Below are 24,629 nucleotides of genomic sequence, written 5' to 3' on the forward strand. Positions count from 1 at the left end.
GGGTTGATTTGATTACTTACCATAGAAAGAACATGCAGGCTATTCAACTCTGTTTATCAGATAAATATCATTTAAAACAACGCAATAAGATAGAAACGTTATTCAGCTTATTGAAAGGACAATACAATTTAGTGACGAGTAAAGCACGTAGTATTCATGGATTTCTTAGCGGAATTTATGCATCGTTATGTGCATATCAATTAACTCATCGGAATAAGCCAACAATTCAAGTTATGGAATCATTAGCTTAAGCAGGATTCGGGTTAGATATGGTAGTTAAAACTCTCAGTTGGACTCTGGGAGTTTTTTTATTGCTTATATTTTATTCTGATCAGTTCCATCAGTTTAAATGATCGAATAATGAATAAATTTAATAAAAATAAATCAATAAAAAACAATAAATTATTTAATTTTAAAAGGCCTTTATTTTTGAGCTGACTTTTTTTTGCATTGTTTAATCAAACTGGCTTTGTTAACTATTACGCAAAATGATGGTTTAGGTAGAACTAGCTAGGGCTAACTGGTTCTAAACATGTAAATGGCTAAGGAGAAGCCAAATGAGTATCGATCAGGCGGTTGATAAAAAATTAAATGCGAATCTGGATCAGAAAACACGCATTAAATCTATTTTGGGCGGTTCAGCGGGTAATCTAGTCGAATGGTATGACTGGTTTGCCTACAGTATGTTCACTTTATATTTCGCAAAATCTTTCTTCCCAGCAGGTAACCAGACCGTTGAGTTGCTTCAAGCAGCAGCGGTTTTTGCGGTTGGTTTCTTGATGCGTCCCATTGGCGCATGGATGATGGGTATCTTTGCAGACCGTAAGGGACGTAAAGCAGGTTTAACACTCTCTGTTACCTTGATGTGTATCGGTTCAATCCTGATTGCGATTGCACCAACGTATCAACAGATTGGGGTGATGGCTCCTGTTATTTTGATTATTGCACGATTGATCCAAGGCTTGAGTGTCGGTGGAGAATATGGTGCAAGCGCGACCTATTTGAGTGAAATGGCAGGAAAAAACCGACGTGGCTTTTTCTCAAGTTTCCAGTATATGACCATTATGGCTGGTCAGCTTCTGGCACTTGCAACATTAATCATCTTGCAACAAGTATTAACGGAAGCGCAATTGTATGAGTGGGGCTGGCGTATTCCATTCTTTGTCGGTTCAATTTTAGCATTGTCTGTCTTTATTATCCGTCGTGGTATGGTAGAGACTCAATCTTTCAAAAACGCGACACAAGAAGTCAAATCAAGTGCATTTGCATTGTTTAAACATCATCCCAAAGAAGCATTAGGTGTTTTATTCTTAACTGCGGGTGGTACGATTTCATTCTATGCTTATACCACTTATATGCAAAAATTTATGGTGAATACGACTGGCTTTTCTAAAGAAGTCGCGACGATGGTTTCTGCTGTCACCATCTTTATCTTCATGCTTGCACAACCTGTGATGGGTTCTATTTCTGATAAAGTTGGTCGTAGAGCTGTCATGATTTTCTTTGGTATCGGTGGCGTTTTATTCACTTATCCAATTTTTAGTACTATCGCAACCACATCAAGTCCTGTGATTGCAGGTTTATTGATTCTGTTTGGTATGATGTTCTTATCTGGCTATACCTCAACCAGTGCAGTCATTAAATCTGAAATGTTCCCCGCTCATATCCGTGCGCTTGGTGTGGCACTTCCTTATGCGATTGCCAATACGATTTTTGGTGGTACATCAGAACTTGTGGCGCTACAGTTTAAAAACATCGGCCACGAAAATTTCTACTTTATCTATGTAACGGTGATGTGTGCGATCTGTCTGGTGTATTTCTTCCGCATGAAAGATCAACAAAAACATAGCCGCATTCTGGAAGATTAAATCAACTGTATAAATGATTTATCCTGCAAGAGAGGGGAAAGTAATTTTCTCCTCTTTTTTATTGAATAAAATCCAGAAATCAGTCACAAGAATACAAATCTTCAGCTTTAGCTATCCATTACAATTAATGCAGTTCGGCATATAAGTATCACTATGCAAGTATTTGAATCAGCAAAAGGTTTATGGTCTGCAATCCTGCAACAATTTCGTTGGGAGAGTCATACGCCTAAGCGTACACTGGATGAAATTGAAATTTTATGTTCAGTATTTCTTGCTATTTTATTTGCTCATTACTTTGGCGCAGAAAATATTGGATGGGCAGCCTTTAGTGGTTATATGGTATTGCGTTCACACATTGTCGATACCTGTATTCGTGGAATGCTGAGAATTTTGGGGACAGTAGTTGGCGCTTTATTGGCATGTTGGATTGAACTTTATATTTCTAAAAGCCTGTGGATGAACAGTCTGGTTTTGGCTTTTTTTGCTGCATTTTCGCTATATTTTGCCATGACTACACGGTATGGCTATGCATGGCTGTTTTTTGGTCTGACTTTTGCGATGGTGATTATTGATGGGTTAATGTATCCCTTTGTCGATATGAGCCAATTTGCCAAAACGCGAAGTATTGAAGTGATGGCGGGTACTTTAGCCTGTATGCTGGTTAGTCTCTTTTTTACCTACCTGATTCGTCCAAGATTTTCCTTAACGGCCAATAAAAGTGGCTTGGTCGAAATCGCAAAGTTTGAGGGTTACAGAAAACTGACGCTCATTCATACCGCACAAGCTGCTTTGGCAATTGCAGTCGTGCCTTTTTTAATTCAGTACTTTTCGGTAGATTTACTCACTCAAACCGCGATTACGATCTTAGCGGTTCTGATGATTCCGCTACCAGATCTAAATAATAAAAAATTGATATCAATGAGAAATTTATATCGATTATTTGGCTGCTTGTTGGGTGCTGGATTGGCATTTATATTATTACCTTTGAGCGCGATAAATTATGCTTTTGCTGCATTGGCAATTGCACTTGGAATTGTTATTGGGCGGCATATTGAAAATAGTGGACAGAGTTTTGCCTATATAGGAACCCAATTTTCTCTGGTGTATATCGTCGTGATGGTGCCTGATCAACTTAGTTTACTGAGCATGGATAATGGCTGGATTCGTTTGGCGGGCATTTTGTTAGGTATTATTCTCATTGAATTAACCCGACTGGTCTTTGTGCCGTTACAACATTGGTTGCTACAGGAACGTTTGCATTCTGAGTAAATGGTTAACGTCAAACGTCTTGGTGAAAACAGATTTAAAAAACCAATATTTGAAATTATAGCGTTTGAAAAAAAGCTCAACTTAAAATGTTTAATTTTATAGAAATGGCTTTAATCCAATTTAGAATTTATAGAGGAATAGGCGAAAGCTAAAATAGCAGCTAAAAAAATAACCCTTTGTAGCAAACAAAGGGTTATTTCGATATTTGGCGGAAGCGGTGAGATTCGAACTCACGGAGGACTCACACCCTCGTCGGTTTTCAAGACCGGTGCATTAAACCGCTCTGCCACGCTTCCAATGGCGGCTATCATATAAATAAAAGCGTGTTTTGGCAAATTATTTCATCAAAAAAAAGAGTGAAAGCTCAAAATTAAAGCAATATCGTGGTGGCGATGTTTTTTTATTGTGATTTTATGGGGTTTGGTTTTTTAAACTTTACAAACCAGATCCCTGCTTAGAGTGATAGAGCTGGGTCAATGCTTAACTGAGAGGTTATTTATTTTATATCTTTAACCAGAAAACTAGAGCTTATTTCTATCTTTTCAATTGTATATTTGCATAATTATCGATATATTTCTGAAAACATATTGAAAAAAGGCAATCATCATGTCGACTCATCACACAAAAAAAATAATAATTTCAATGCTATTCAGTTGTAGCGTAGGCTTAGCTATCCAAGCCCATGCAGCCAATGATGTCACTGTATATGCCGCTGCAAGTTTAACCAATGCAATTACAGATTTAGAAAAAGCGTTTGAAAAGCAAACTAAAATTGAAGTTAAAACGTCTTATGCAGGTTCTTCAACTTTAGCCAAACAAATCGAAGCTGGCGCACCTGCTGATGTATTTATCTCGGCAGATGAACAATGGATGAATTATCTGCAAAATAAAAAACTGATTGTGTCTAATCAGCGTATTAATTTATTGGGCAACAAACTGGTTTTGATTGCACCTAAAAATTCGACAATCAACACTATTAAGATGGATAAAAATGTCGATCCAAGTACAGCTTTTCAAGGGAAATGGTGTACAGGAGATACCAAAAGCGTTCCAGTCGGAAAATATGGAAAACAGGCACTTACTTCACTCGGATGGTGGCAAAAACTTCAGCCCAAATTAGTTGAAACAGAGGATGTTAGAGCTGCTTTAAATTTTGTTGCGCGTGGTGAATGTCAATTAGGTATTGTCTATGCAACTGATGCTGCCATTAGTAAAGATGTCAAAGTTGTGGGAGTATTTCCTGAAAATACCCACGCACCGATTATTTATCCTTTAGGCCTCATCAAAAATAACCCATCCGCCGTAAAATTTTATCAATTTTTACAGACAAAACAGGCAAATACCGTTTTTAAACAATACGGTTTTACTGTGTTATTACCAGCTAAATAATGTTTTTTTCTCTTTCGGCAGAGGAGCTTGAGGTTCTCAAGTTATCTTGTCAGGTGGCTGCTTTTAGTTTATTGGTGAATTTAATTCCAGCTTTATTTGTGGGCTGGTTATTGGCACGAAAAGAATTTTGGGGAAAATCTCTATTTGAGACTTTGGTTTTTTTGCCATTGGTTTTACCGCCTGTTGTTCCTGGATATCTGCTACTACAGGTTTTTGGTAACAATGGCATATTGGGACAGTATCTGAATGCTTGGGGTTTAAGTTTAGCTTTTAACTGGAAAGGCGCTGTTTTGGCTGCCGCAGTGATGGGTTTTCCCTTATTTGTACAGTCGATTCGGCTTGCGATTGAACTGGTTGATCAACGTCTGGAAATGGCGGCTAAAACATTAGGTGCATCGGGATTGGGCACATTTTTTAGCATCACTTTGCCATTAGCCAGTAGTGGGATTTTAGTAGGTGCAATTTTATGTTTTTGTCGTAGTTTGGGGGAGTTTGGTGCGACGATTACCTTTGTCGGTAATATTGCAGGTGAAACCCGAACTTTGCCTTTGGCAATGTATAGTCTAATGCAACAACCTGATACTGAACATCAAGTTTGGCGTTTGATTATTCTTTCTTTGAGCGTTGCTTTTTTTACGTTGTGGTTTGCGCAATGGTTTCATCGTTATCAAAAAAACAAGCGAGGCTAGAACAACGATGTTGAATTGTCATATCCAGTTGCAACTTGGAAAGTTTAGCCTAGATCAGACTTTTCAGTCGGATCAGCGTGTGATTGGTTTATTTGGCGCATCGGGTTCAGGTAAAACCAGTATTTTACATGCGATAGCTGGTCTTCATACACCAAAGGCAGGCTGGATTAGAGTGCAGGAGCATACATGGTTTGATGCTTCGCAAAAGATTAATTTAAGCACTCAACAACGCCGTGTGGGATTGGTATTTCAGGATGCCCAGTTGTTTCCGCATATGAATGTCAAAAAAAATCTATGCTTCGGGTTGAGGCGAATTGCACCTGAAAAAAGATATTTTAAAGAAGATTATATTGTTGACTTATTAAAGCTTGATCATCTGTTGAATCGTATGCCTGCTAAACTATCTGGTGGAGAAAAGCAGCGTGTCGCATTGGGGCGAGCTTTGCTGTATTCGCCGCAACTTTTATTATTAGATGAGCCTTTATCCGCTTTGGATGCAGCCCATAAAGCTGAAATTATTCCTTTTTTTCAAAAAATTAAACAGGAAATTCATATTCCGATGCTGTATGTCAGTCATGATATTAATGAGATTCAGCAATTAACAGACAGTATTTGGTATCTGTAAATACTCGATTTCATTCTTAAGTCCCTTTTATTTCTCCGTATGGAAAAAAATAAACAGGGTTTAAACGATAATGAAAGAAGTCAATTGTTCTAAATGAACTTTTATCTTTTTTCCATAAAGAAAGGCAAAATGTTTATTTTTGCCTTTCTTGGAAAATTTAGACAACTGATTAATCAACGATTTCAATCGCAATCGCAGTTGCTTCGCCTCCACCAATACACAGCGCTGCAATACCTTTGCGTTTGCCCAGTCGTTTTAGCGCATGAATCAAAGTTACGATAATGCGTGAACCTGATGAACCCAATGGATGACCCAATGCACAAGCACCGCCATTGATATTGACTTTTTCAGGATCGAGTTTAAATGCATCAATCGCTGCCATGGTTACCATAGCGAAAGCTTCATTGATTTCCCATAAATCGACGTCTTCGGCAGACCAGCCGACTTTCTTGAGTAATTTTTCAATCGCACCTACGGGAGCAATCGTAAATTCTTCAGGTAATTGGGAATTGGTTGTATAAGCTTTGATCTCAGCCAAAACCTTTAGACCGCGCTGCTTGGCTTCCTGTTCAGAAGTAATCAGCAGTGCCGATGCACCATCGCTAATGGAGCTTGAGTTTGCAGCAGTAATGGTGCCATCTTTGGCAAATGCAGGTCGTAGGGTGGGAATTTTATCGATTTTGGCATTGCCCGGATTTTCATCGGTATCAACCACAATGTCACCTTGGCGAGTAGTGACCGTAACAGGCACAATCTCAGCTTCAAAATAGCCTTCCTGTATTGCTTTTTGTGCGCGAGTCAAAGAGCGAATTGCAAATTCATCCATTTGTTCTCGTGTATAGCTTTTCTTATCTGCCATGTCCTGTGCAAAGGAACCCATTGCACGTCCTGTATACGCATCTTCCAAACCATCCATAAACATATGATCGATGACTTGACCATGCCCCATGCGATAACCTGTACGGGCTTTCGGCAATAAATAAGGGGCATTGCTCATGGATTCCATACCACCCACCACAGCAATTTTAATACTGTCTGCTTTAATGGCATCGCTTGCCTGCATGGCAGCTTTCATACCAGAACCACAGACTTTGTTGATCGTAGTAGCACCGACATGATCAGGTAAGCCCGCTTTACGCATGGCTTGACGTGCAGGGCCTTGTTTAACGCCCGCAGGAAGTACGCACCCCATAATGACTTCGTCAATTTCATCGACGGGAATATTCGTCTGTTTGAGAGCAGCTTGAATGGCAACAGCCCCCAGATCAGGTGCGCTTAAACCAGAAAGGCTGCCTTGAAAGCTGCCCATGGGTGTGCGTGTAGCAGCGACGATCACAATTTTTGTCATGAAATGATTCCTTGTAGTATCAGTTCAGCTTATAAGCTTGAACTTCATTATGATTGTTTAAAATACGGGTGGGGTATAAGTCAAAGTTTGTCCTAATATCCACAGTAAAAAAAGCACTAAAGGTAAATGTACAACCAATTGGGTCACGGTAAAACCAATCACATCCTTAGGCTTTAGTTTTAAAATACCGAGCATCGGTAACATAAAAAATGGATTGATGAGATTGGGTAATGCTTCTGCTGCATTATAAATTTGTACTGACCAACCCAGATGATATTTCAAATCGTTGGCTGCCTGCATCACATAAGGTGCTTCGATAATCCATTTGCCACCGCCTGATGGTACAAAAAAGCCTAAAATGGCAGAATAAATTCCCATCACTACTGCGAAGGTATCATGTGAGGCAATCGAGACAAAAAAATGCGCAATATAATGGGATAATGATAAATCCTGTGCATTCACTGCCTGCGTCATCATATAGGCAATACTGCCATACAGTGGAAACTGAATCAGCACTCCTGAAACCGCAGGAACCGCTTTACTGACGGCATTTAAAAAATTGCGTGGTGTGCCATGTAAGGCCAGACCAAGCATCAGGAAAATAAAGTTATAAGTATTGAGACTAGAAATCGCAATAATTGGATTGTTTTTAGAAAACTCCAGAATCATCCAGATTAAGCCTAAAGCCACCACTAAAATGGTCAGGATCGGTGAATTTTCTAACCAATCTCCCGGACGTTTCGATTTCGTTTGCTCCAGTTCCTGTTTTTCTTCTTCGTCAAAGTTCAGATTGAAATCTTGCATGGTTTTGACATTCTGACCTTTGGGTGCAGACAGGTAGGCAATGACAATCGAAACAATGATCAATATGGCAGTCATCACAATCGATTGCCACAAAAATATAGTTTCCGTAAACGGAATGACACCGGTCAGATTATAAATAGACTCAGGCAAACTGGCTTTATTGGCCTGTAATTGAGCCGCAGAGGAACTAATCCCCAGCGCCCATGTTGCTCCCATACCAATAATCGCTGCGGCCGCCGCCGCCCGATAATCCATATTGAGTTCTTTACGTTTGGCCAGTGCAATCACCAAAAGCGCAGTTAAGATAGTACTAATGGCCCAATTGACCAGTGAAATGAGCAAACTGACAGTGGCAACTAGCACAATGGCACTGCGTCCCGAATGTGGGATTCTGGCCATCTTCTGGATCAGTTTTTTCATAGGACGTGATACAGACACCACATAGCCGACAATAATCAGCATGGTCATTTGTAAGGTAAATGGAATTAAGCTCCAAAAGCCATTACCAAAAGAGCTGGCGACTTCTTTGACTGGTGCGCCAATGAACAGTGCAGCAGTAGCCACAATAATCACGCCAAGTAATGCAAAAATATATGAGTCAGGAAACCATTTTTCTGACCAATTACTGATACTAATCGCAAACCGTTCTAAAATTGCAGGTTGTTTATTCATGATCAAATTCCATCTGATATTAAAGGTGATCATTCATCCAAAAGTGATCACCGCTTTTTTCTAATTCACTTTCTATATGCCAGTATTTCGTTTAAAAGAATATTTAGGTTGCTAGGGCCGTAATGAGTTTGACGCCCGTGGCAGCCTGAATTTGCTCAACTGTTACACCATCTGCAAGTTCAATTAGTTCGATACCCTCAGCAGTAATATCCATCACGCCTAAGTCGGTAATGACACGATGTACTACAGCCTGACCTGTCAGCGGCAAACTGCATTCAGATACAATTTTCGGCGTACCATCTTTGGCACAATGTTCCATGAGTACCACCACACGTTGTACACCCACGACCAAATCCATCGCGCCGCCCATGCCTTTGACCTTTTTACCCGGAATCATCCAGTTGGCAAGATCCCCTTTTTCAGAGACTTCCATTGCGCCCAAAATCGCAATGTTGACATGTCCACCGCGGATCATGGCAAAAGATTCACTACTGGAAAAAAATGCAGCGCCCGCACGTGCGGTAACCGTTTGTTTACCTGCATTGATTAAATCTGCATCCACCGTTTGTTCGGTTGGAAATTCTCCAATGCCCAATAAACCATTTTCGGACTGAAGCCAGACATCAACATTTTCTGGGATATAATTAGCGACCAGTGTGGGTAAGCCAATACCAAGATTGACGTAAAAACCGTCTTGTAATTCTTTGGCGGCACGTTGTGCCATTTGTTCACGTGTCCATGCCATGATTATGCTTCCTGTGCTTTTAGGGTTTTTTGCTCAATTCGTTTTTCTGGGTGCGCATTAAGTACAATACGTTGTACAAAAATACCTGCCATATGGATTTCATCAGGATCTAGCTCACCAATTTCGACGACTTGCTCAACTTCCGCGATGGTAATTTTTCCTGCCATTGCACATTCGGGATTAAAGTTACGTGCCGTTTTATGGAAAATCAAATTACCTGCTTTGTCCGCTTTATACGCTTTGACCAATGCAATATCAGCGGTTAAAGAAGGCTCCAAAATATAAGGTTTACCATCAAAATCGCGCTGTTCTTTGCCTTCAGCGATGAGTGTTCCAACGCCAGTTTGAGTATAAAATGCTGGGATGCCTGCACCGCCTGCGCGAAGTTTTTCTGCCAAAGTTCCTTGCGGCGTCAGTTCAACCTCAAGCTCACCATTAAGATATTGGCGTTCAAATTCTTTATTTTCACCGACATAAGATGAAATCATTTTTTTGATTTGTTTGGTTTGAAGTAAAATTCCCAAACCAAAATCATCTACACCGGCATTATTGGAAATACAGGTTAAACCAGTGACTTGGGTTTCTTTTAATGCATTGATCAATGCTTCTGGAATACCACATAAACCAAAACCACCCACAGCAAGAGTCTGATTATTCTTAACAATATCCTGTAGTGCGAGTTCCGCACTTGCATACACTTTATTCATTGTGTTTACTCAACGTCCCTATGTTTTCTTATTATTAACATCTGTAATTTATTTAAGGAAGTTGAAAATTTTAAAGGATTAATGAGAAAAATTAATGAATCTGTTTGATGCGCGAATATCTTTTTTTGATCGTTGATTTTCTATGACTACTAAAATTGAAGGATTTTTTCGTAAGGATAACTTGAAAGTGTCTGAATGAATTCGCTGGAAATATTTGAAAGTTCAGTGTCTTTTTTATAAATAATACCGACCGCTTGGTGTACCTGACTATTTTCAATTTCCAGTAACACATTATGCTCTTTATCGATCGAATGTTGAAAATGACGTGGAATTGCACTCACTCCAATGCCTAAAGCCACAAAACTGGAAAAAGTACTAATCTGGTGACACTCAACTTTTAAATCAAGCACCAGACCTAAACGTGAGGCATTTTGTTCAAGGAGGTAACGCACAATTGAAGGGTGTTGTAAGGTAATAAATGGATTGGCATATAACTCCTGCCAAGTGATGCTTTTTTTACTGGCTAGCGGATGTGTTTTGGGAATGAGTGCTAAAAAATCTTCATCAAATAAAGCTTTAAATTCCAACTGTTCATTCAAAATTGGCTGAAAGCAAATTCCGAGTTCAAAAATTCCGTCCAATACATTTTCAATAATTTTTTCATTGGGAATATCATGAATTGAAAAACTTAAATTAGGGTGGGCATTGGAAAAAGTCTGAATCACTTCGGGTAAAATTGCATGGGTAACAAAAGGCATTGAAGCAATATTTAAAGTACCCCGATTAAGTTTAAATCTTTGTTTTACATCATTTTCCATATCCTCCCAGTTTGCCAGTAACTTTCTGGCATAAGGAATCAAAGATTTTCCTTCCTGAGTGAGTTCGACACGGCGAGTATTACGCTTAAATAACTTTCCACCCAATTCCTCTTCTAATGATTTGATACTCAAACTCAAGGCGGACTGACTTAAATGAAGCTCAGTCGATGCATTGGCATAATTCAGAGTGCGAGCCAGCGCCAAAAAAGCTTTAAGTTGCTTGAGCGTCATTTATAGATTCCATCCTAATCAAAAGTTTTTGATTTTAAAGAAAAATTATATCTAACTCTACGACTGATGTACTTGTTTTTTTGTAAAATTAAATCAGACGTAGTTTTATATTAAAAAAAAAGTTTTTTTAAATGTGACTGAAATGATCCAAATCAAAATCTTAAAATCAGATTTTTTTCATTAAAAAGACTCCTTTCATAATTTTTAAATCCTCTTTATTTTTCTCCTATAGGAAGAAATAAAAGGGACTTATGAAAGAAGACTAATAATTAATGAGTTTTATTAAATAATTCATTTGTTTTTTAAATAAATGGATAAGTCGTTTTACTTAAATAAAAATCTTATATTTCAATGTTTAAATTTTTATTTAACAGTCTTTTAAATAATATTCTTGTATTTCGTAAAAATATTGATATTTTAAAATAAATATAAAATCTTATTTGCTAAGTATATTTAATGGCTCATTTTGGACAAATTGTATTTATTTATTATTAGGCAAACTGTTATCAAATATTAGGCACAATATTTGAGTTAAACCTAATCTATATTCTTCATAATGGAGTAAGAAAGAATATGTGGGATTTATTTGTTATTCTGCTGTCTTTAGGCTTACTGATGTACACCGCTTATCGCGGGTTTTCAGTCATCTTGATGGCACCTTTATGTGCATTATTGGCGGTTTTTTTAATCAATCCAAGTAATGTCTTGCCTTTTTACTCAGGCGTTTTCATGCCGAAAATGGTCAACTTTATCAAGGATTATTTTCTGGTATTTTTACTCGGTGCAATTTTTGGCAAAGTGGTTGAAATGTCAGGGATTGCTGAGTCAATTGCAAAAACCATTGTGAACTTGATTGGGGCAAAAAAAGCAATCTTGACCGTGGTGATCCTCGGCGCAATTTTGACCTATAGCGGTGTCAGTTTATTCGTAGCTGTATTTGCGATTTATCCATTTGCCAATCAATTATTTCAACAAGCCAATATTCCGAAGCGCTTAATTCCTGGCACGATTGCACTTGGTGCATTTACCTTTACCATGGACGCGCTACCGGGTACGCCACAAATTCAAAACGTGATACCAACCACTTTCTTTGGAACCAATATTTATGCTGCTCCATTTTTAGGGATTATTGGTGCGATTTTTGTATTGAGTACAGGTTTGTTATACCTAGAGTGGCGTCGACGTGTGGCTGCTCAAGCAGGGGAAGGCTATGCAGGTTTTGTCTCAGATAATTCTGCAAATAGTGTTGATTCTGATGTAAATCTTGTACAGGAAAATGCGCATGATAATGGTTCGGTTATTCGTCAGATTCTAGCCTTCGTTCCTTTGGTGTTAGTTGCAGTGATGAATAAATATTTATCGACAGCAATTAAAACATGGTACCCAAACGGTTTTGATTTTAATGCAATTGGTCTGGCAAATTATACGGTTGATGTTGCAAAAACGGGTGCGATTTGGGCAGTCGGTTTGGCACTGATTGTCGGTATTATCGCGGCTATTTTATTTGATTATGGTCGTGTGGCGAGCCAATTTAAAGAAGGTGTAAATGCCAGTATTGGCGGTTCGCTTTTGGCTGTCATGAATACGGCATCAGAATATGGTTTCGGTGCGATTATTGCGGCTTTACCCGGTTTTGCTTTGGTAAGTCATGCATTGGGAACGGCATTTACTAATCCTTTGGTGAATGGTGCGGTGACCACAACTGTATTGGCGGGGATTACAGGTTCAGCATCAGGCGGGATGAGTATCGCTTTGAGTGCCATGGCAGAGCAGTACAATGCTGCTATTTTGGCTGCGGGTATTCCGCCTGAAGTGATGCATCGTATTGTGGCGATGGCATCGGGTGGCATGGATACACTTCCACACAATGGCGCAGTTATTACCTTACTCGCTGTAACAGGTTTAACACATAAGCAATCTTATAAAGATATTTTTGCAGTTACGATCATTAAAACAGTTGCAGTATTTGTGGCGATAGCTGCATTTACATGGTTCGGAATTGTGTAATTTATTGATCAAAATAAGCTATGAACTTGTTTTGGTTTAAAAAATCAAGGCATTTTATAAATGAGGCAGGAGAAAGAAAGTGACAAAACAACTCGATGGTAAGGTGGCTTTTATTACAGGTTCTGCGAGCGGAGTTGGTCTGGAAATAGCGAAAAAATTTGCATTGGAAGGTGCAAAAGTGGTTATTTCAGATATGAATGCGCAAAAATGTGAAGAAGCTGCACAACAGCTCAAAAGTGAAGGTTTTACTGCTATCTCGGCGCCTTGTGATGTGACCAATGAACAAGCCTATCAAGCTGCGATTGAACTAACACAAGAAACATTCGGAACACTGGATATTTTAATTAATAATGCTGGGTTTCAACATGTTGCTGCAATTGAGGAATTCCCAACTGAAGTTTATCAAAAGCTAATTGCTGTGATGCTAACGGGTTCATTTATTGGGATTAAACATGCTTTCCCAATTATGAAAGCACAAAAATCTGGTCGTATTATTAATATGGCATCGATCAATGGCTTAATTGGTTTTGCAGGAAAAGCTGGCTACAACAGCGCTAAGCATGGTGTGATTGGTCTAACTAAAGTCGCTGCACTCGAATGTGCACGTGATGGTATTACAGTAAATGCTTTGTGTCCTGGCTATGTAGATACGCCATTGGTTCGTGGGCAGATTGCCGATTTGGCTAAAACGCGAAATGTGAGTGAAACCAGTGCGTTGGAAGATGTAATTTTGGCGATGGTGCCGCAAAAACGCCTTCTTAGTGTTGAGGAAATTGCTGATTATGCGATTTTCTTGTGCAGTGACAAGGCAGGTGGAGTGACAGGACAAGCTGTAGTGATGGATGGCGGATATACTGCTCAGTAGTTTGTTCTGATAAAAAAGACCGCGATGTGTGGTCTTTTTTATGACTCGTGTTTTGCATTTTAAATTTTCTCGGGTTCAGGTCGCCGCCAAACCCAGATAAAAACAAGCAGCATGAATAGAATACATACAAGGTTAAACCAGAAATGAGGTACATGAAGTATCAAGATGCTGCTAGCAAGTGTCATACTAACAGCCATCATATATTTTGATTTTCTGGAAACCTGACGCTTATCTTGCCAGTTACGAATCATGGGACCAAATAATTTATGCTGGTAAAACCATCGATGTAATCTGGAAGAGCCTTTTCCTGCAAAAAAAGCCGCGAGTAATACAAACTCAACCGTAGGTAAACCCGGAACAAACAAACCAATCACACCAATACTCAGGCTCAAGCAAGACAGACCTATAAATACAATCCTTAAAAAGCTGGATTTAGATAAGCTTTCATGATGTATATTTTTAGATGTAGTGAGCTCGATCTGATCATGATTTAGGTGATCAGAGGTTGAGGGCAACTTGGACGGATGGGTGGGTACTGACATTTTACTGATCTGTATTTACTGTGGTTAACAGCGATGCAAAGCGCGCAAAACCATCCATTGCACCTTGTACGACCTGATCTTGTTCAGTTTGACTTAAACCTGCATCATCGAGTGCCTGAACAAAGCGTTTCCAGACTTTTGCTCTGCCTTCAGGATAAGCAGCCAGATTTCGTGCACCAAATTCTTCGGAAAGTTCCAGCTTGGTTTTGGCTTCCTTAAATAAAAAAGCAGCTCCGAGCGTTGAACCTTCAGAAACGTAAATCCAGCCTAGCGCTTCAAGTGCATTGGCATCCTGACTCGCGATATTAAGATCTGTAGGTGAAACTCCTAAATCTTGTAAATCTTTAAACGCTGCGTCTGAGCGACCACGAACATCCAGATCAGGAATAAAATCAATGATTTCTGGATATTTAAATAAATACTCAACATCACGCTGAAAATAATATTGAGCCAGTGTAAATTTTGCATAATGCATCCGACTTGCAAAAACATCTGCCTGAGCCATTAGGTGATGCATACGTTCATGTTCTGCTGCTGTTTCAGTTTTTAAGCGAAGTGATAGTGCTGAACTTATATGATGTTGAATGTCTGTTTTGCCAACGGATTGGTTCATATCGTTACCTAAATAAAGATGTATATTTGCGGAGTAAATAAAGGTCTATATACGCTATGACGAAGGGGGATAGAAAAAGACGCAATAAGAAATGCCGCTTTTTTATAGAAAATATCGTTCAGAAATAGTTTACAATAATCACATTAATAAATGATAATAATTCTTGTTTATATTATTCATTCAATATTTTGCTATGGATCAATCTTTCTCTCCAACTGCACAGAAACAATTCATTCATGAAATGTATCTGGATCATCATGATTGGCTTCAACAGTGGCTTAGCTATCGCATTCGTTATCCTTTTAATGCAGCCGATCTGGTGCAAGATACTTTTGTTAAGTTATTACAAACTCGACAAAAACTACTCGGAATTCAGGAACCAAGAGCTTATTTAGTCAATGTTGCCAAAAATGTACTGATTGATAAGCATCGACGTTATGTATTAGAGCAAAGCTATCTGGAAACTCTGGCAGGGGAGTTACAACTTCAAGAGATTGAATTATCAAATAATCAACTTGAAGAAGTGGTACAAATTTTAGATTTTTTAACAATCGCTTTAAATGAAAGCCCAGTATTGGCAAGAAAAGCTTTTCTGATGTATTACTTTGAAGGTTACAATCAAAGTGAAATCGCTGAACGGATTGGTAAATCTTTAAGGACGACGCAAACTTATTTAGCAGATTGTCTAAATCTATGTCTTGAAGCGCGAGAACAGTTGCTTGAGTCGGAACATGACTGACCCAAAAAAATTACAAAAAGAATTATCTTTATGGATTATTCGTTTAAACACAGATGATCCGATTGAACGCTCTCAAGCTCAAGTCGAATTTGAGCATTGGCAACGACAGCATCCCGAATATCATGATCAATTCGATAAAATCAGTCGTTTTTCTGACGAATTAAAACAACTTCAGGAAACACACCGTATTCATAGCCAGACCTTGCAACAGTCGCTAAAACACACTCAGCAAAGTCAACAACAGCTCAAAAAGGCTTTTGGTCGTGGGATATTGGGCATTGGTTTTATTGGGCTATTCAGTATTTTGACCTACCATTATTTTCCCTATGCTTATTACACCGCAGATTATAAAACTGCGACGGGAAGTATGCAGTCATTTGTACTTAAAGATGGTTCAAAAATTACGCTAGGAGCTAAATCTGCCATCAAATTGCATTTTAATTCACAGATACGTCAGGTTGAATTGGTTCAGGGTGAGATTTATGTGGATGTCGCAAAAGACAAACATCGACCATTCATCGTGCAATCGAAGCAAGCCGATTACAAGGCATTAGGAACACGATTTATTGTGCATCAAAATCGTGAAAACAGCAGTATTAGCATGTTGCATTCAAGTGTCGAAGCGAGTGCGAAGCAGGTCAATCAACGTCAGCGTGTACATGCTGGTGAAAAGGTACAAGCTGACGCGCATGGCTTTGGACCGATTCAACCGATTGTGATTCAATCTACTGAGTTTGCATGGCAACACAATCAGATTTTAGCCGATAATCTGGCTTTACCTGATTTATTAGAACGTCTAAATAGACAGCATAAAGTTTATTTTATTTATCGTGCATCTGTACTTGAGTCATTCAAAGTCAACGGGGTGATTGATGCCCAGAAGGATATTGAACAAACTTTAAGCTTAATCAAAGCTCAATATCCACAATTAAATATTCAAAAAATAGGAAGTCATGTTTTTATTATTCAGCTTGAAAGTTAGAAAATAATGACAAATTGCGTGTTTTTGGATGGTGGTGCGTCATATAGGGAAGAATAGCAATTATTTGCTAATTGGCTTAGTTAATGATTATCATTTATATGGGGCTATCGTTTTAATGCACATTTTATCTTCCCAATATTCTCTACAAAAAATAGCGTTGGCCGTTTCTCTGGCAATTTCTGTCAGTTGCGTTTCAGCCCCTATATACGCTGCAAATAGCAATAGTTCTGCGTACTTTCAAGTGGAGCGTGGTTCTCTGACTCAGGCACTCAATAGCGTTGCATTGCAAGCCAATGTTTCATTACTGATGGATGCAAAGAAGACCAATCGTTACCAAGTAAATGCGATAAAAGGCAACTATACAGTTGAACAAGTATTTGCTAGATTGATTGAAAATACGCCTTTTCAGATGATGAAATCATCGGCAGGTTACTTATTGGTGGATAAGAAACCAGAAAATGAACAGTCTGATGAAAAAAATGGGGGGACTTCAAGTACCATAAAAAAAGGACAACTGAATTCATCTTCAATTTTCAATCAGGATAATCATCAATTATATCAAATGCCAACCCTTTCTACGCAGGCAGAAAATTCAGATACGGTTCAGTTTGGGCAAAGCGTTTTAAATCAGACCGCGATTGATCGTTATCAGGCCAATAATGTTGCACAACTATTAGACACCATGCCAGGAGTATCTTCGGCTGGCTCTCCTAGACCCGGCGGACAAACCATTAATATTCTCGGTATGGGAGGAGTTGAAGATGTTCCCATTACACTGGATGATTCGGTCAAATCTTTTGATAAATATCGACAAGGGTCGGTCTTTATTGAACCTGAAATTTTAAAACGGGTCACGGTCGATAAAGGTCCACATAATGTTGAAGTTGGTAATGGCGGTTTTGGCGGCAAGGTGACACTGGAAACCAGAGATGCGCAAGATCTATTAAAACAAGATAAAAATGTCGGCGCATTTCTAAAGTATTCGCGATTTAGTAATAACCAACAAAATACTTATACGGGTGCAGTGTATGGAAAAACTGAAAATAATCTGTTGGATGGGCTGTTTTACTATACCAAACGCGATAGCGATAATGTAGAGCGTCCAGATGGAACCTCTTTTTTATATTCAGCTCAGGAACAGGACACATATTTAGCAAAACTGAATATTCGTCCAGATGAAAGCCAAAAGATTTCTTTCAATGCCATGCAAAGTAGCCATACAGGCTGGGAACCTTTTGCTGCAATGCGTGATCAGGATGCTGTTCCGAGTGCCGCAGATATTGCAAAGTATGGCTATGACGAAGCATGGAAACGCCGTTTAGTCTATCGTGACCAAAAAGATACAAGCTATTCCGCCGGTTATGAGTTCAATCCTGCTGCGAATCCTTATATTAATTTCAAAGCAAATTTTTCTTATTCAAAAACCAAACAACATGATAAACGTTTGGAAGGGGTTTCTTTTTCAGCGGCCAATCTTGGCGATGAAAGCTGGGTGAACTATACCAATACAGCACTAAAACTTTTAAATATCAGTGATATTGATACGGCGTATGGTACACATAAGCTAAAAATCGGGGCACAATATCAAAAGATGAAGCAAAACTCTTTGATGTTGGTTCGCTCTTATCTGAATAATCCTCAATATAATTATGGACTCTATCAACCAAATTATATGCCCGCAGGTGATCAGCAAATGTATAGCGCATTTGTTGAAGATCAATATCAGATTGGGGCAGTTACGATTACGCCGTCTTTACGTTATGACAATATTATCAATCAGGGTTATGGCAATCTGGCTCCACGTTATAGCACGGCTGAAGCAGGTCATGATTATTCAGAAAAAAGCTATACAGGCTGGTCACCCCGTTTAGCACTGGCATGGAAACAGGCAGATTACCTCACGTGGTTTGCTAATATCAGCAAAACATGGCGTGCGCCTCGCGTTGATGAGCAATATTATAATGATGGCCCAAGTTCTACGGTATCTGCGACCAGTCTGTATTTACGTCCCGAAAAAATGTTGGCGATAAGGCTTGGTAATGAAATGAATTTTGATCAGCTTTTGACAGATGATGATCATTTACAGATTCGTCTTAGCTATTATCATAACCGCGGTTCAGACGAAATTTTCCGTAATCGTTCAGTTTTCTGTCAGGCACAAGCCGAGATTATTGCACAGGGTGGAAGTGCGAATGCCAGTGTGTGTAATGGCCAATATGATCATGGTTTTTACAGAAATATTACTGATTACACCATCAAAGCTTATGAAGCAGAGCTATTTTATAATCAGCCCACCTATTTTGCAGGTTTAACTTATTCTTATGTGCGCGGTCAACGTGATAATTCTCCTGTTAATCCGTGGTTTAATCAAAAAACATGGATTGAACAAATACCTCCACGCAAGGCGACAGCTACGCTAGGTGTCAATGTTCCCGAACATGATTTGACCATGGGCTGGCGTGGAATTTTTGTAGATGCGCAAACCAGAAGTATTTTAAATACAGATCATTCAATTGGGGCTTCTGGTTTTTCATTGCCTCGTACTAAAGGCTATGCTTTGCACGGTATTTTTATCGATTGGCAGCCAGTCGGTGAAAATGGCCCTCAGTTGAATTTCTCTATTGATAACCTGTTTAATCGTGACTACAAAATGTATCTGGGAGAATATATGACAGGCACTGGACGTGACTTTAAGTTGAGTATCTCTCAGCGTTTTTAAAACTAAGTAATGAATGGTTTGAGAAAGAAAGCAACGGGTTTTCTTTCTCTTTTGTGGGTTCAACTGAAACTTAAAGCACCATAAAATTAGCTGTACTTCGTGCCAGCATTTTATGGTTTTGCCATGCTTCACTTTCGATATTTAAAATAGATTTACCTTGCTTTACAAAGCGACATTTGGTCTGGACGACACCAACCTGACATGGGCGTAGAAAATCTACTGTCAGATTAATCGTGGTGGCAGGTTGTCGATCATTCGCCAGAAATGCAAATAAGCCCATCACATCATCCAACATTGCGCAAATCATACCCCCTTCAACTGTACCTCTAGGGTTGGTAAAACTTTCTAATGCGACATAATCAATTTCAAGTTGCTGCGCTTGATCGTTCCATTGAATATGATGCCCGCCTAGCAAATAGTGAATAGGAGGAAGTTTGTCAGTCATATCCATTTTTTATTTTCCCTAAATTGAAGTAGGCTCCCGATGATCTAGAGCCTATCAGTGTTATTTAAATTTCCACGTATAATCAATATTGATACGGGTTTCATTCACAGGTTTGATATTGGCGTTGGCCGACATGTTATTGTCGTAGATGGCATAACGTGCGCGAAGTCCCAGATTTTTGAGCCAACCGCTTTGAATGGTATAGCCCAGATCAAAATCAGTTTCGCGCTCTTTTAAATTGGTTCCACCCAGATTGGGCGCATAAATATTTCGTCCCATGGTATAGCGTGTCATAAAGCGTAAACCCGGAACATAATCCTTAAAATCATATTCATAGCGGAAACTATAAGCTTGTTCTTTGGGATTGAGAAACTCGCCTGGCCATGTATCAATCAGTAGTCCTGTTTCTCCACCACTTAAATAAGGAAACGCAGTTTCACCATGATGCTGAAACGTTCCAAAAATAAATTTATGATTTTGATGCTTCAGTTCAAAATGCGCATGATATAAGTCATTATCGACTAAGCCTGCTTTTGCATTGCCTTCATCACGACTTCGATAATAATGTAAATAACTACTCAATCGTGTGGTTGAGTTGATCTCCCATTTGTGTAAAAAACCTGTTGTCCATTGATCATAAAGATTATTCACATCCAGATAGAATAAACCTAAACGTAAACTTGGATTGACATTGTAATACCCGCCTGCATAGTACAATCCATCGGTTTCAGCATTTTTAAAACGTCCATTCACTGCTGAAATTCTGATATTTTCAAAATTAGTCGAATCACGTTGATTCACTTTATCAATATAAGCAGCCTGTAATTCAAAATCTTTTACATCTTTAGATTCTAGTGAAATTCCACGATAAGTTTGTGGTAACAAACGGGCAGGAGAAGCGACTAAAACAGGATTCATCGGTCTAAGCGTTCCTATTTTAAGTTCAGTCTGACTAATTTTAGCTTTAGCCGTGACCCCGATTTCACCGTAACTTGATGCGGGTTCATTGGTGACGCTGTCTCGCGGTAGATTTCCAGTTCCTGCATATTTGGCGCTGGCATCCAGCTTAAAACCAGCGGTGGCGAGAATATCCAGACCAAAGCCCACTGTTCCTTCGGTATAGCCTGAATTGGCCTTGAAAATAAAGCCTTGTGTCCAGTCCTTCGCTGCTGGATATTTGGAAAGCTCCTGATAATCGCGGTCAAAATAAAAGTTGCGTGTAGTCAACTCTACGCTACTGTTATCGATAAAATTCCCCGCAAATACAGAACTAGAAAGCATAAGCGTGGAGTACATCCATAATTTAGACATGGCATTTCATCCTGAAATATCATTGTTGTTTTAAGCAAGACCTGTTTGTTCTTTCTGTCTTGCTTCGTTGTTAAAATTTAAATTATTTTCCCAAGAGTTCACGCGCCACGATTTCTTTCATAATCTCGTTGGTTCCGCCGTAAATTTTTTGCACGCGGGCATCGACAAAGAAACGTGAAATTGGATATTCCTGCATGTAGCCGTAACCACCAAACAGTTGTAGCAATTGGTCAATCACTTCACATTGGGTATCGGTGATAAAACATTTCAGTGCGGCAACGTGGTTGACGCTAAGTCGCTGTTGGCTATACATCTCAGCACATTGATCGACAAAGGCTTGTGCAGCTTTGGCTTTAATTTGCGCATTGGCAAGTACAAATCGGGTATTTTGCATTTGGCTTAAGGGTTGACCAAAGGCTTTGCGTTGTAAGACATAGTCTTTAGTCAGTTCAATTGCACCCAAAATTGACCCAAGTGCCATCATGGAAATGCTCAGACGTTCACGCGGTAATTCTTGCATTAAGTAAGCAAAGCCTTGTCCTTCATTGCCTAAACGTTGTGAAGTGGGAACTTTGACCTGATCAAAAAATAGTTCGGCGGTATCTTGTGCATGTAAACCAATTTTTCTCAGTGAGCGTCCTTTTTTTACGCCTTGTAAATGGGCATCAATTAAAAATAACGACATGCCTTTAGCACTTGCCTGTGGAGTGGTTTTTGCCACCAATACAATTAAGTCTGCATGTAAGCCATTGGAAATAAATGTTTTTGAACCATCAACGATATAGTCGTCGTCTTCCAATATGGCTTGTGTACGGATTGCCTGTAAATCAGAACCAGCATTGGCTTCAGTCATGGCAATCGCAGTGACCACTTCACCTGTCACCATTTTGGGAAGCCAATATTTTTTCTGTGCTTCAGTACCGATATTTTGAATATAGGGTGAAACCAATTCATTTTGCCCACCGATGGCAACTGCCAAAGAGGTAAATCCTGCCTGTGCAGTTTCTTGAACTAGCATCAGTGAGTAATGGATAGGTGCGCCATAACCGCCATATTCTTCTGGAACATCGACGCATAAAAAACCATTTTCACCCAGTTGATTCCAAAGCTTTCGTGGAATTAGGCCATCCTGTTCCCATTGTTCATAATAAGGAGCGACTTGTTCTTTTAGAAAACGTCGATAATTATCTCGAAATAGTTCAAATTCCGTATCGTGTTGCATATTTCACCTTTTTTAGGGCAAAACTAAGGAGGAAGCTCAAAAGTAAATTTGAACTTCTTATGTAATTTCAAAGGATTAGTGGTTTAGGACTGGAATCCGAATAATCAGGGGATTGTCCGTTTGCTTTTGATAAAGTTCTTCAATCAAATCCGCTCGACGCTTAGCGATGTTGCTTTGATTCAGATTTCCTTTATCGGTGACTTCTCCTGCATCAAGTTGTGGCGGTTCGGTCATTAAATACAGCATCGACACCCGATTAGAGCTTCCTGTTGCGTCTTTATTAAAATTTAATAAAAATTGGCGGAACCATTGCTGTACTTTGGGATGTTTTAAAATTTCTTCGGCAAGATGATCTTTAAAAGTTAAACCTGCATATTGTGCACAAACATCCAATTTTGGAAAAATCAGAAAACCAATGGCATTTAGGTTAGACCCTGTAATACAGACATCCTGAATCAGTAAATTGCCTTGAATCAGGACTTTATTGCGTAGGGTTCCAACATTAACAAAAGTACCAGTATTGAGCTTAAAGTCCTCTGCAATTCGTCCGTCATACATCAGTCCTTGTGTTGGATCATTGGGGGACACCAAGCGCACGGCATCACCTGTATGGAAAAAGCCTTCATCGTCAAATACGATACTTTGTTGATCGGACTTTAAACGCCAATAACCCTGCATGACGTGTTTACCACGCACACAAAATTCCATTTTATCACCGTGTGGCACCAGTTTAATTTCACAACCAGGCGCAGGGTAACCAATAAAGCCTGCCATGACTTTTGGCCCTGTTGTAAAGGCACAAGAAGGCGCAGTTTCAGTCATACCGAGACCACTCATAATCCGAATTTTTTCACCGCAATGTGCTTGTGCAATTTTATCCAGACGATTCCAGCCTGCTTCGGACAATGCTGCACCTGCGAAAAATAGAATTTTGACATCTTTAAAAAAGCGATCACGTAACTCAGCATCTTTTTCCAAAGCATCCGTGAGTTCTTCCCAACCTTTTGGCACATTTAAATAGACTGTCGGGGAGATTTCTTTTAAGTTGCGAATGGTCTCATCAAACTTGCCTGCAACGGGTTTGCCATCATCGATATAAATTGTACCGCCGTTATACAGAGCGATGCCGACATTATGGCTACCCCCAAAAGTATGATGCCAAGATAACCAATCCAGTAATACAGGCGGGGTCTGCTCAAATTCTGGAAAGGTTTGTAATAACATCTGCTGATTCACACACAGCATCAAATGTGTGGTGGGTACAGCTTTAGGCAGTTTAGTCGAACCAGAGGTAAACAAAAATTTGGCAATCTGGTGTTCATCCAGTGTTTGATAAAACTCCTGAACATTGGTCACAGGGGTATCCAGCAAGGATTGAAAAGAGGTACATTGCTGCTGCCCAACAATTCCCGTATTGGTAATGACTTCGATATCGGATGTTGTACAAGTTTGGATCGCTTTGCTAAACGCCTGTCCATCACTGGCATAAATCATGCCCGGAGTGAGTACTTCAAAGATATGTTTAAGCTTACCGAAATCCTGAGAAATCAGAGAATAAGCAGGAGAAATGGCAGAGAATGGAACACCTGCCAACATTGCACCCATCGATAAGGTTAAATGTTCCAGATCATTACCCGACAGAATGAGTAATGGTCGTTCCTGACTTAAATTACGTTGATGCAATGCTTGAGCAATGTGCCAAGCGCGTTGCAAGGTATCGGCATAACTCAATTTGAGCCATTGACCCTGAGCATTACGTTTTGCAGCAAAAATATGATCAGGCTTATTTTTTGCAAAATGAATCAGGCGATCTGTAAGCTTTTGCGGATAGGGCTTTAACTGCTCTGTAGGTTGAATATAAAGGACCTGACCTTGATATTGATATTGAACATCATGTGATCCAAGTTGAACAAACCGTTCACGATCTTGTGATTGAGTGGCATTCATTTGCATTTCTTTCACTCCGTGGAAAGCGCATCACTGCGCATGTTTTGCGTCATGCAATTTTTTTATTCATTC

The 24,629-nt window shown here is 39.4% G+C and carries 21 protein-coding genes, 1 tRNA gene and 1 pseudogene; 11 read left to right on the plus strand and 12 right to left on the minus strand.

What is annotated here, in order from left to right:
* The 3 genes and pseudogenes from JR005_RS14805 to JR005_RS09045 form a co-directional block, all read left to right on the plus strand.
* Positions 1-251 (plus strand): annotated as a pseudogene (locus JR005_RS14805) (IS982 family transposase); the annotation flags it as partial.
* A gap of 306 nt (positions 252-557) precedes the next feature.
* The gene (locus tag JR005_RS09040; protein ID WP_004987226.1) at positions 558-1,868 is read left to right on the plus strand and encodes an MFS transporter; all 1,311 of its coding nucleotides are present in this window, start codon (positions 558-560) and stop codon (positions 1,866-1,868) included.
* A 153-nt stretch (positions 1,869-2,021) separates the two neighbouring features.
* Positions 2,022-3,137: an FUSC family protein gene (locus tag JR005_RS09045; RefSeq protein WP_218664928.1), complete on the plus strand. Its 1,116-nt coding sequence runs from the start codon at positions 2,022-2,024 to the stop codon at positions 3,135-3,137.
* A 206-nt stretch (positions 3,138-3,343) separates the two neighbouring features.
* On the opposite strand, the gene JR005_RS09050 is transcribed toward JR005_RS09045, so the two are convergent.
* Positions 3,344-3,433, minus strand: a tRNA-Ser gene (locus JR005_RS09050).
* A gap of 346 nt (positions 3,434-3,779) precedes the next feature.
* Here JR005_RS09050 and modA point away from each other — a divergent pair.
* From modA to modC, 3 genes are read left to right on the plus strand one after another with little or no spacing between them, the layout of a single operon-like run.
* Positions 3,780-4,526 carry a molybdate ABC transporter substrate-binding protein gene (modA, locus tag JR005_RS09055; RefSeq protein ID WP_010588858.1) on the plus strand — a complete coding sequence of 249 codons (747 nt, stop codon included), beginning with the start codon at positions 3,780-3,782 and terminating at the stop codon, positions 4,524-4,526.
* Entirely contained in the window at positions 4,526-5,215 is a 690-nt protein-coding gene (modB, locus tag JR005_RS09060) for a molybdate ABC transporter permease subunit (RefSeq protein WP_004987223.1), read from the plus strand. The genes modA and modB overlap by 1 nt, the downstream gene beginning before the upstream one ends.
* Positions 5,216-5,222: 7 nt before the next feature.
* Positions 5,223-5,840: a molybdenum ABC transporter ATP-binding protein gene (gene modC / locus JR005_RS09065; protein ID WP_004987222.1), complete on the plus strand. Its 618-nt coding sequence runs from the start codon at positions 5,223-5,225 to the stop codon at positions 5,838-5,840.
* 169 nt (positions 5,841-6,009) lie between these two features.
* Here modC and JR005_RS09070 read toward each other — a convergent pair whose 3' ends face one another.
* The 5 genes from JR005_RS09070 to JR005_RS09090 all read right to left on the minus strand — a co-directional run bounded on the left by JR005_RS09070 (position 6,010) and on the right by JR005_RS09090 (position 11,165).
* Positions 6,010-7,188, minus strand: a complete 1,179-nt coding sequence (locus JR005_RS09070; protein WP_004987220.1) for a thiolase family protein — start codon at positions 7,186-7,188, stop codon at positions 6,010-6,012.
* Between the two features lie 57 nt (positions 7,189-7,245).
* The gene (locus JR005_RS09075) at positions 7,246-8,664 is read right to left on the minus strand and encodes a short-chain fatty acid transporter (protein WP_218664929.1); all 1,419 of its coding nucleotides are present in this window, start codon (positions 8,662-8,664) and stop codon (positions 7,246-7,248) included.
* A 103-nt stretch (positions 8,665-8,767) separates the two neighbouring features.
* Positions 8,768-9,409, minus strand: coding sequence for a 3-oxoacid CoA-transferase subunit B (locus JR005_RS09080; RefSeq protein ID WP_218664930.1), 642 nt, complete (start codon positions 9,407-9,409; stop codon positions 8,768-8,770).
* 2 nt (positions 9,410-9,411) lie between these two features.
* On the minus strand, positions 9,412-10,116 hold the full coding sequence (locus JR005_RS09085) for a CoA transferase subunit A (RefSeq protein ID WP_218664931.1): 705 nt from the start codon (positions 10,114-10,116) through the stop codon (positions 9,412-9,414).
* A 149-nt stretch (positions 10,117-10,265) separates the two neighbouring features.
* Positions 10,266-11,165: a LysR family transcriptional regulator gene (locus tag JR005_RS09090; protein WP_049175689.1), complete on the minus strand. Its 900-nt coding sequence runs from the start codon at positions 11,163-11,165 to the stop codon at positions 10,266-10,268.
* Positions 11,166-11,738: 573 nt separating this feature from the next.
* On the opposite strand from JR005_RS09090, the gene JR005_RS09095 reads away from it, so the two are divergent.
* On the plus strand, positions 11,739-13,172 hold the full coding sequence (locus JR005_RS09095) for a GntP family permease (RefSeq protein ID WP_218664932.1): 1,434 nt from the start codon (positions 11,739-11,741) through the stop codon (positions 13,170-13,172).
* A gap of 79 nt (positions 13,173-13,251) precedes the next feature.
* Entirely contained in the window at positions 13,252-14,037 is a 786-nt protein-coding gene (locus JR005_RS09100; RefSeq protein ID WP_218664933.1) for a 3-hydroxybutyrate dehydrogenase, read from the plus strand.
* 59 nt (positions 14,038-14,096) lie between these two features.
* Here the strand turns inward: JR005_RS09100 and JR005_RS09105 are convergent, their stop codons facing one another.
* Positions 14,097-14,579, minus strand: coding sequence for a YbaN family protein (locus tag JR005_RS09105; protein WP_005005121.1), 483 nt, complete (start codon positions 14,577-14,579; stop codon positions 14,097-14,099).
* 1 nt (position 14,580) lies between these two features.
* Positions 14,581-15,192 carry a biliverdin-producing heme oxygenase gene (locus JR005_RS09110; RefSeq protein ID WP_218664934.1) on the minus strand — a complete coding sequence of 204 codons (612 nt, stop codon included), beginning with the start codon at positions 15,190-15,192 and terminating at the stop codon, positions 14,581-14,583.
* Between the two features lie 193 nt (positions 15,193-15,385).
* On the opposite strand from JR005_RS09110, the gene JR005_RS09115 reads away from it, so the two are divergent.
* The 3 genes from JR005_RS09115 to JR005_RS09125 are packed head-to-tail and all read left to right on the plus strand — an operon-like array spanning position 15,386 to position 19,632.
* The gene (locus JR005_RS09115; protein ID WP_004998873.1) at positions 15,386-15,931 is read left to right on the plus strand and encodes a sigma-70 family RNA polymerase sigma factor; all 546 of its coding nucleotides are present in this window, start codon (positions 15,386-15,388) and stop codon (positions 15,929-15,931) included.
* Positions 15,924-16,913 carry a FecR family protein gene (locus tag JR005_RS09120; RefSeq protein ID WP_218664935.1) on the plus strand — a complete coding sequence of 330 codons (990 nt, stop codon included), beginning with the start codon at positions 15,924-15,926 and terminating at the stop codon, positions 16,911-16,913. Before JR005_RS09115 ends, JR005_RS09120 begins: the two co-directional genes overlap by 8 nt.
* 28 nt (positions 16,914-16,941) lie before the next feature.
* On the plus strand, positions 16,942-19,632 hold the full coding sequence (locus JR005_RS09125; protein WP_218664936.1) for a TonB-dependent receptor: 2,691 nt from the start codon (positions 16,942-16,944) through the stop codon (positions 19,630-19,632).
* A gap of 70 nt (positions 19,633-19,702) precedes the next feature.
* On the opposite strand, the gene JR005_RS09130 is transcribed toward JR005_RS09125, so the two are convergent.
* The 4 genes from JR005_RS09130 to JR005_RS09145 form a co-directional block, all read right to left on the minus strand.
* Positions 19,703-20,083 carry a PaaI family thioesterase gene (locus JR005_RS09130; protein ID WP_004987194.1) on the minus strand — a complete coding sequence of 127 codons (381 nt, stop codon included), beginning with the start codon at positions 20,081-20,083 and terminating at the stop codon, positions 19,703-19,705.
* 54 nt (positions 20,084-20,137) lie between these two features.
* A complete protein-coding gene (locus tag JR005_RS09135) occupies positions 20,138-21,388 on the minus strand; it encodes an OprD family porin (protein WP_215900106.1) in 1,251 nt (416 codons plus the stop codon).
* 82 nt (positions 21,389-21,470) lie between these two features.
* Positions 21,471-22,610 (minus strand): acyl-CoA dehydrogenase family protein, encoded by a 1,140-nt coding sequence (locus JR005_RS09140; protein WP_218664937.1) that lies wholly within the window; start codon positions 22,608-22,610, stop codon positions 21,471-21,473.
* Between the two features lie 75 nt (positions 22,611-22,685).
* Complete coding sequence (locus JR005_RS09145) at positions 22,686-24,572, minus strand: feruloyl-CoA synthase (protein ID WP_218664938.1); 1,887 nt, start codon at positions 24,570-24,572, stop codon at positions 22,686-22,688.
* Positions 24,573-24,629: the final 57 nt, after the last annotated feature.

It is taken from the genome of Acinetobacter sp. Colony158 (assembly GCF_019264745.1).
Lineage (GTDB): Bacteria > Pseudomonadota > Gammaproteobacteria > Pseudomonadales > Moraxellaceae > Acinetobacter > Acinetobacter ursingii.

Bases quoted from the DNA above. Each gene is read 5' to 3' on its own strand.
- modC (WP_004987222.1), top strand. From the start codon at position 5,223: ATGTTGAATTGTCATATCCAGTTGCAACTTGGAAAGTTTAGCCTAGAT.
- JR005_RS09125 (WP_218664936.1), top strand. From the start codon at position 16,942: ATGGTGGTGCGTCATATAGGGAAGAATAGCAATTATTTGCTAATTGGC.
- JR005_RS09085 (WP_218664931.1), bottom strand. From the start codon at position 10,116: ATGAATAAAGTGTATGCAAGTGCGGAACTCGCACTACAGGATATTGTT.
- JR005_RS09075 (WP_218664929.1), bottom strand. From the start codon at position 8,664: ATGAATAAACAACCTGCAATTTTAGAACGGTTTGCGATTAGTATCAGT.
- JR005_RS09080 (WP_218664930.1), bottom strand. From the start codon at position 9,409: ATGGCATGGACACGTGAACAAATGGCACAACGTGCCGCCAAAGAATTA.
- JR005_RS09140 (WP_218664937.1), bottom strand. From the start codon at position 22,610: ATGCAACACGATACGGAATTTGAACTATTTCGAGATAATTATCGACGT.
- JR005_RS09095 (WP_218664932.1), top strand. From the start codon at position 11,739: ATGTGGGATTTATTTGTTATTCTGCTGTCTTTAGGCTTACTGATGTAC.
- JR005_RS09045 (WP_218664928.1), top strand. From the start codon at position 2,022: ATGCAAGTATTTGAATCAGCAAAAGGTTTATGGTCTGCAATCCTGCAA.
- JR005_RS09090 (WP_049175689.1), bottom strand. From the start codon at position 11,165: ATGACGCTCAAGCAACTTAAAGCTTTTTTGGCGCTGGCTCGCACTCTG.
- JR005_RS09070 (WP_004987220.1), bottom strand. From the start codon at position 7,188: ATGACAAAAATTGTGATCGTCGCTGCTACACGCACACCCATGGGCAGC.
- JR005_RS09135 (WP_215900106.1), bottom strand. From the start codon at position 21,388: ATGTCTAAATTATGGATGTACTCCACGCTTATGCTTTCTAGTTCTGTA.
- modB (WP_004987223.1), top strand. From the start codon at position 4,526: ATGTTTTTTTCTCTTTCGGCAGAGGAGCTTGAGGTTCTCAAGTTATCT.
- JR005_RS09120 (WP_218664935.1), top strand. From the start codon at position 15,924: ATGACTGACCCAAAAAAATTACAAAAAGAATTATCTTTATGGATTATT.
- JR005_RS09130 (WP_004987194.1), bottom strand. From the start codon at position 20,083: ATGGATATGACTGACAAACTTCCTCCTATTCACTATTTGCTAGGCGGG.
- JR005_RS09040 (WP_004987226.1), top strand. From the start codon at position 558: ATGAGTATCGATCAGGCGGTTGATAAAAAATTAAATGCGAATCTGGAT.
- JR005_RS09115 (WP_004998873.1), top strand. From the start codon at position 15,386: ATGGATCAATCTTTCTCTCCAACTGCACAGAAACAATTCATTCATGAA.
- JR005_RS09105 (WP_005005121.1), bottom strand. From the start codon at position 14,579: ATGTCAGTACCCACCCATCCGTCCAAGTTGCCCTCAACCTCTGATCAC.
- JR005_RS09110 (WP_218664934.1), bottom strand. From the start codon at position 15,192: ATGAACCAATCCGTTGGCAAAACAGACATTCAACATCATATAAGTTCA.
- modA (WP_010588858.1), top strand. From the start codon at position 3,780: ATGCTATTCAGTTGTAGCGTAGGCTTAGCTATCCAAGCCCATGCAGCC.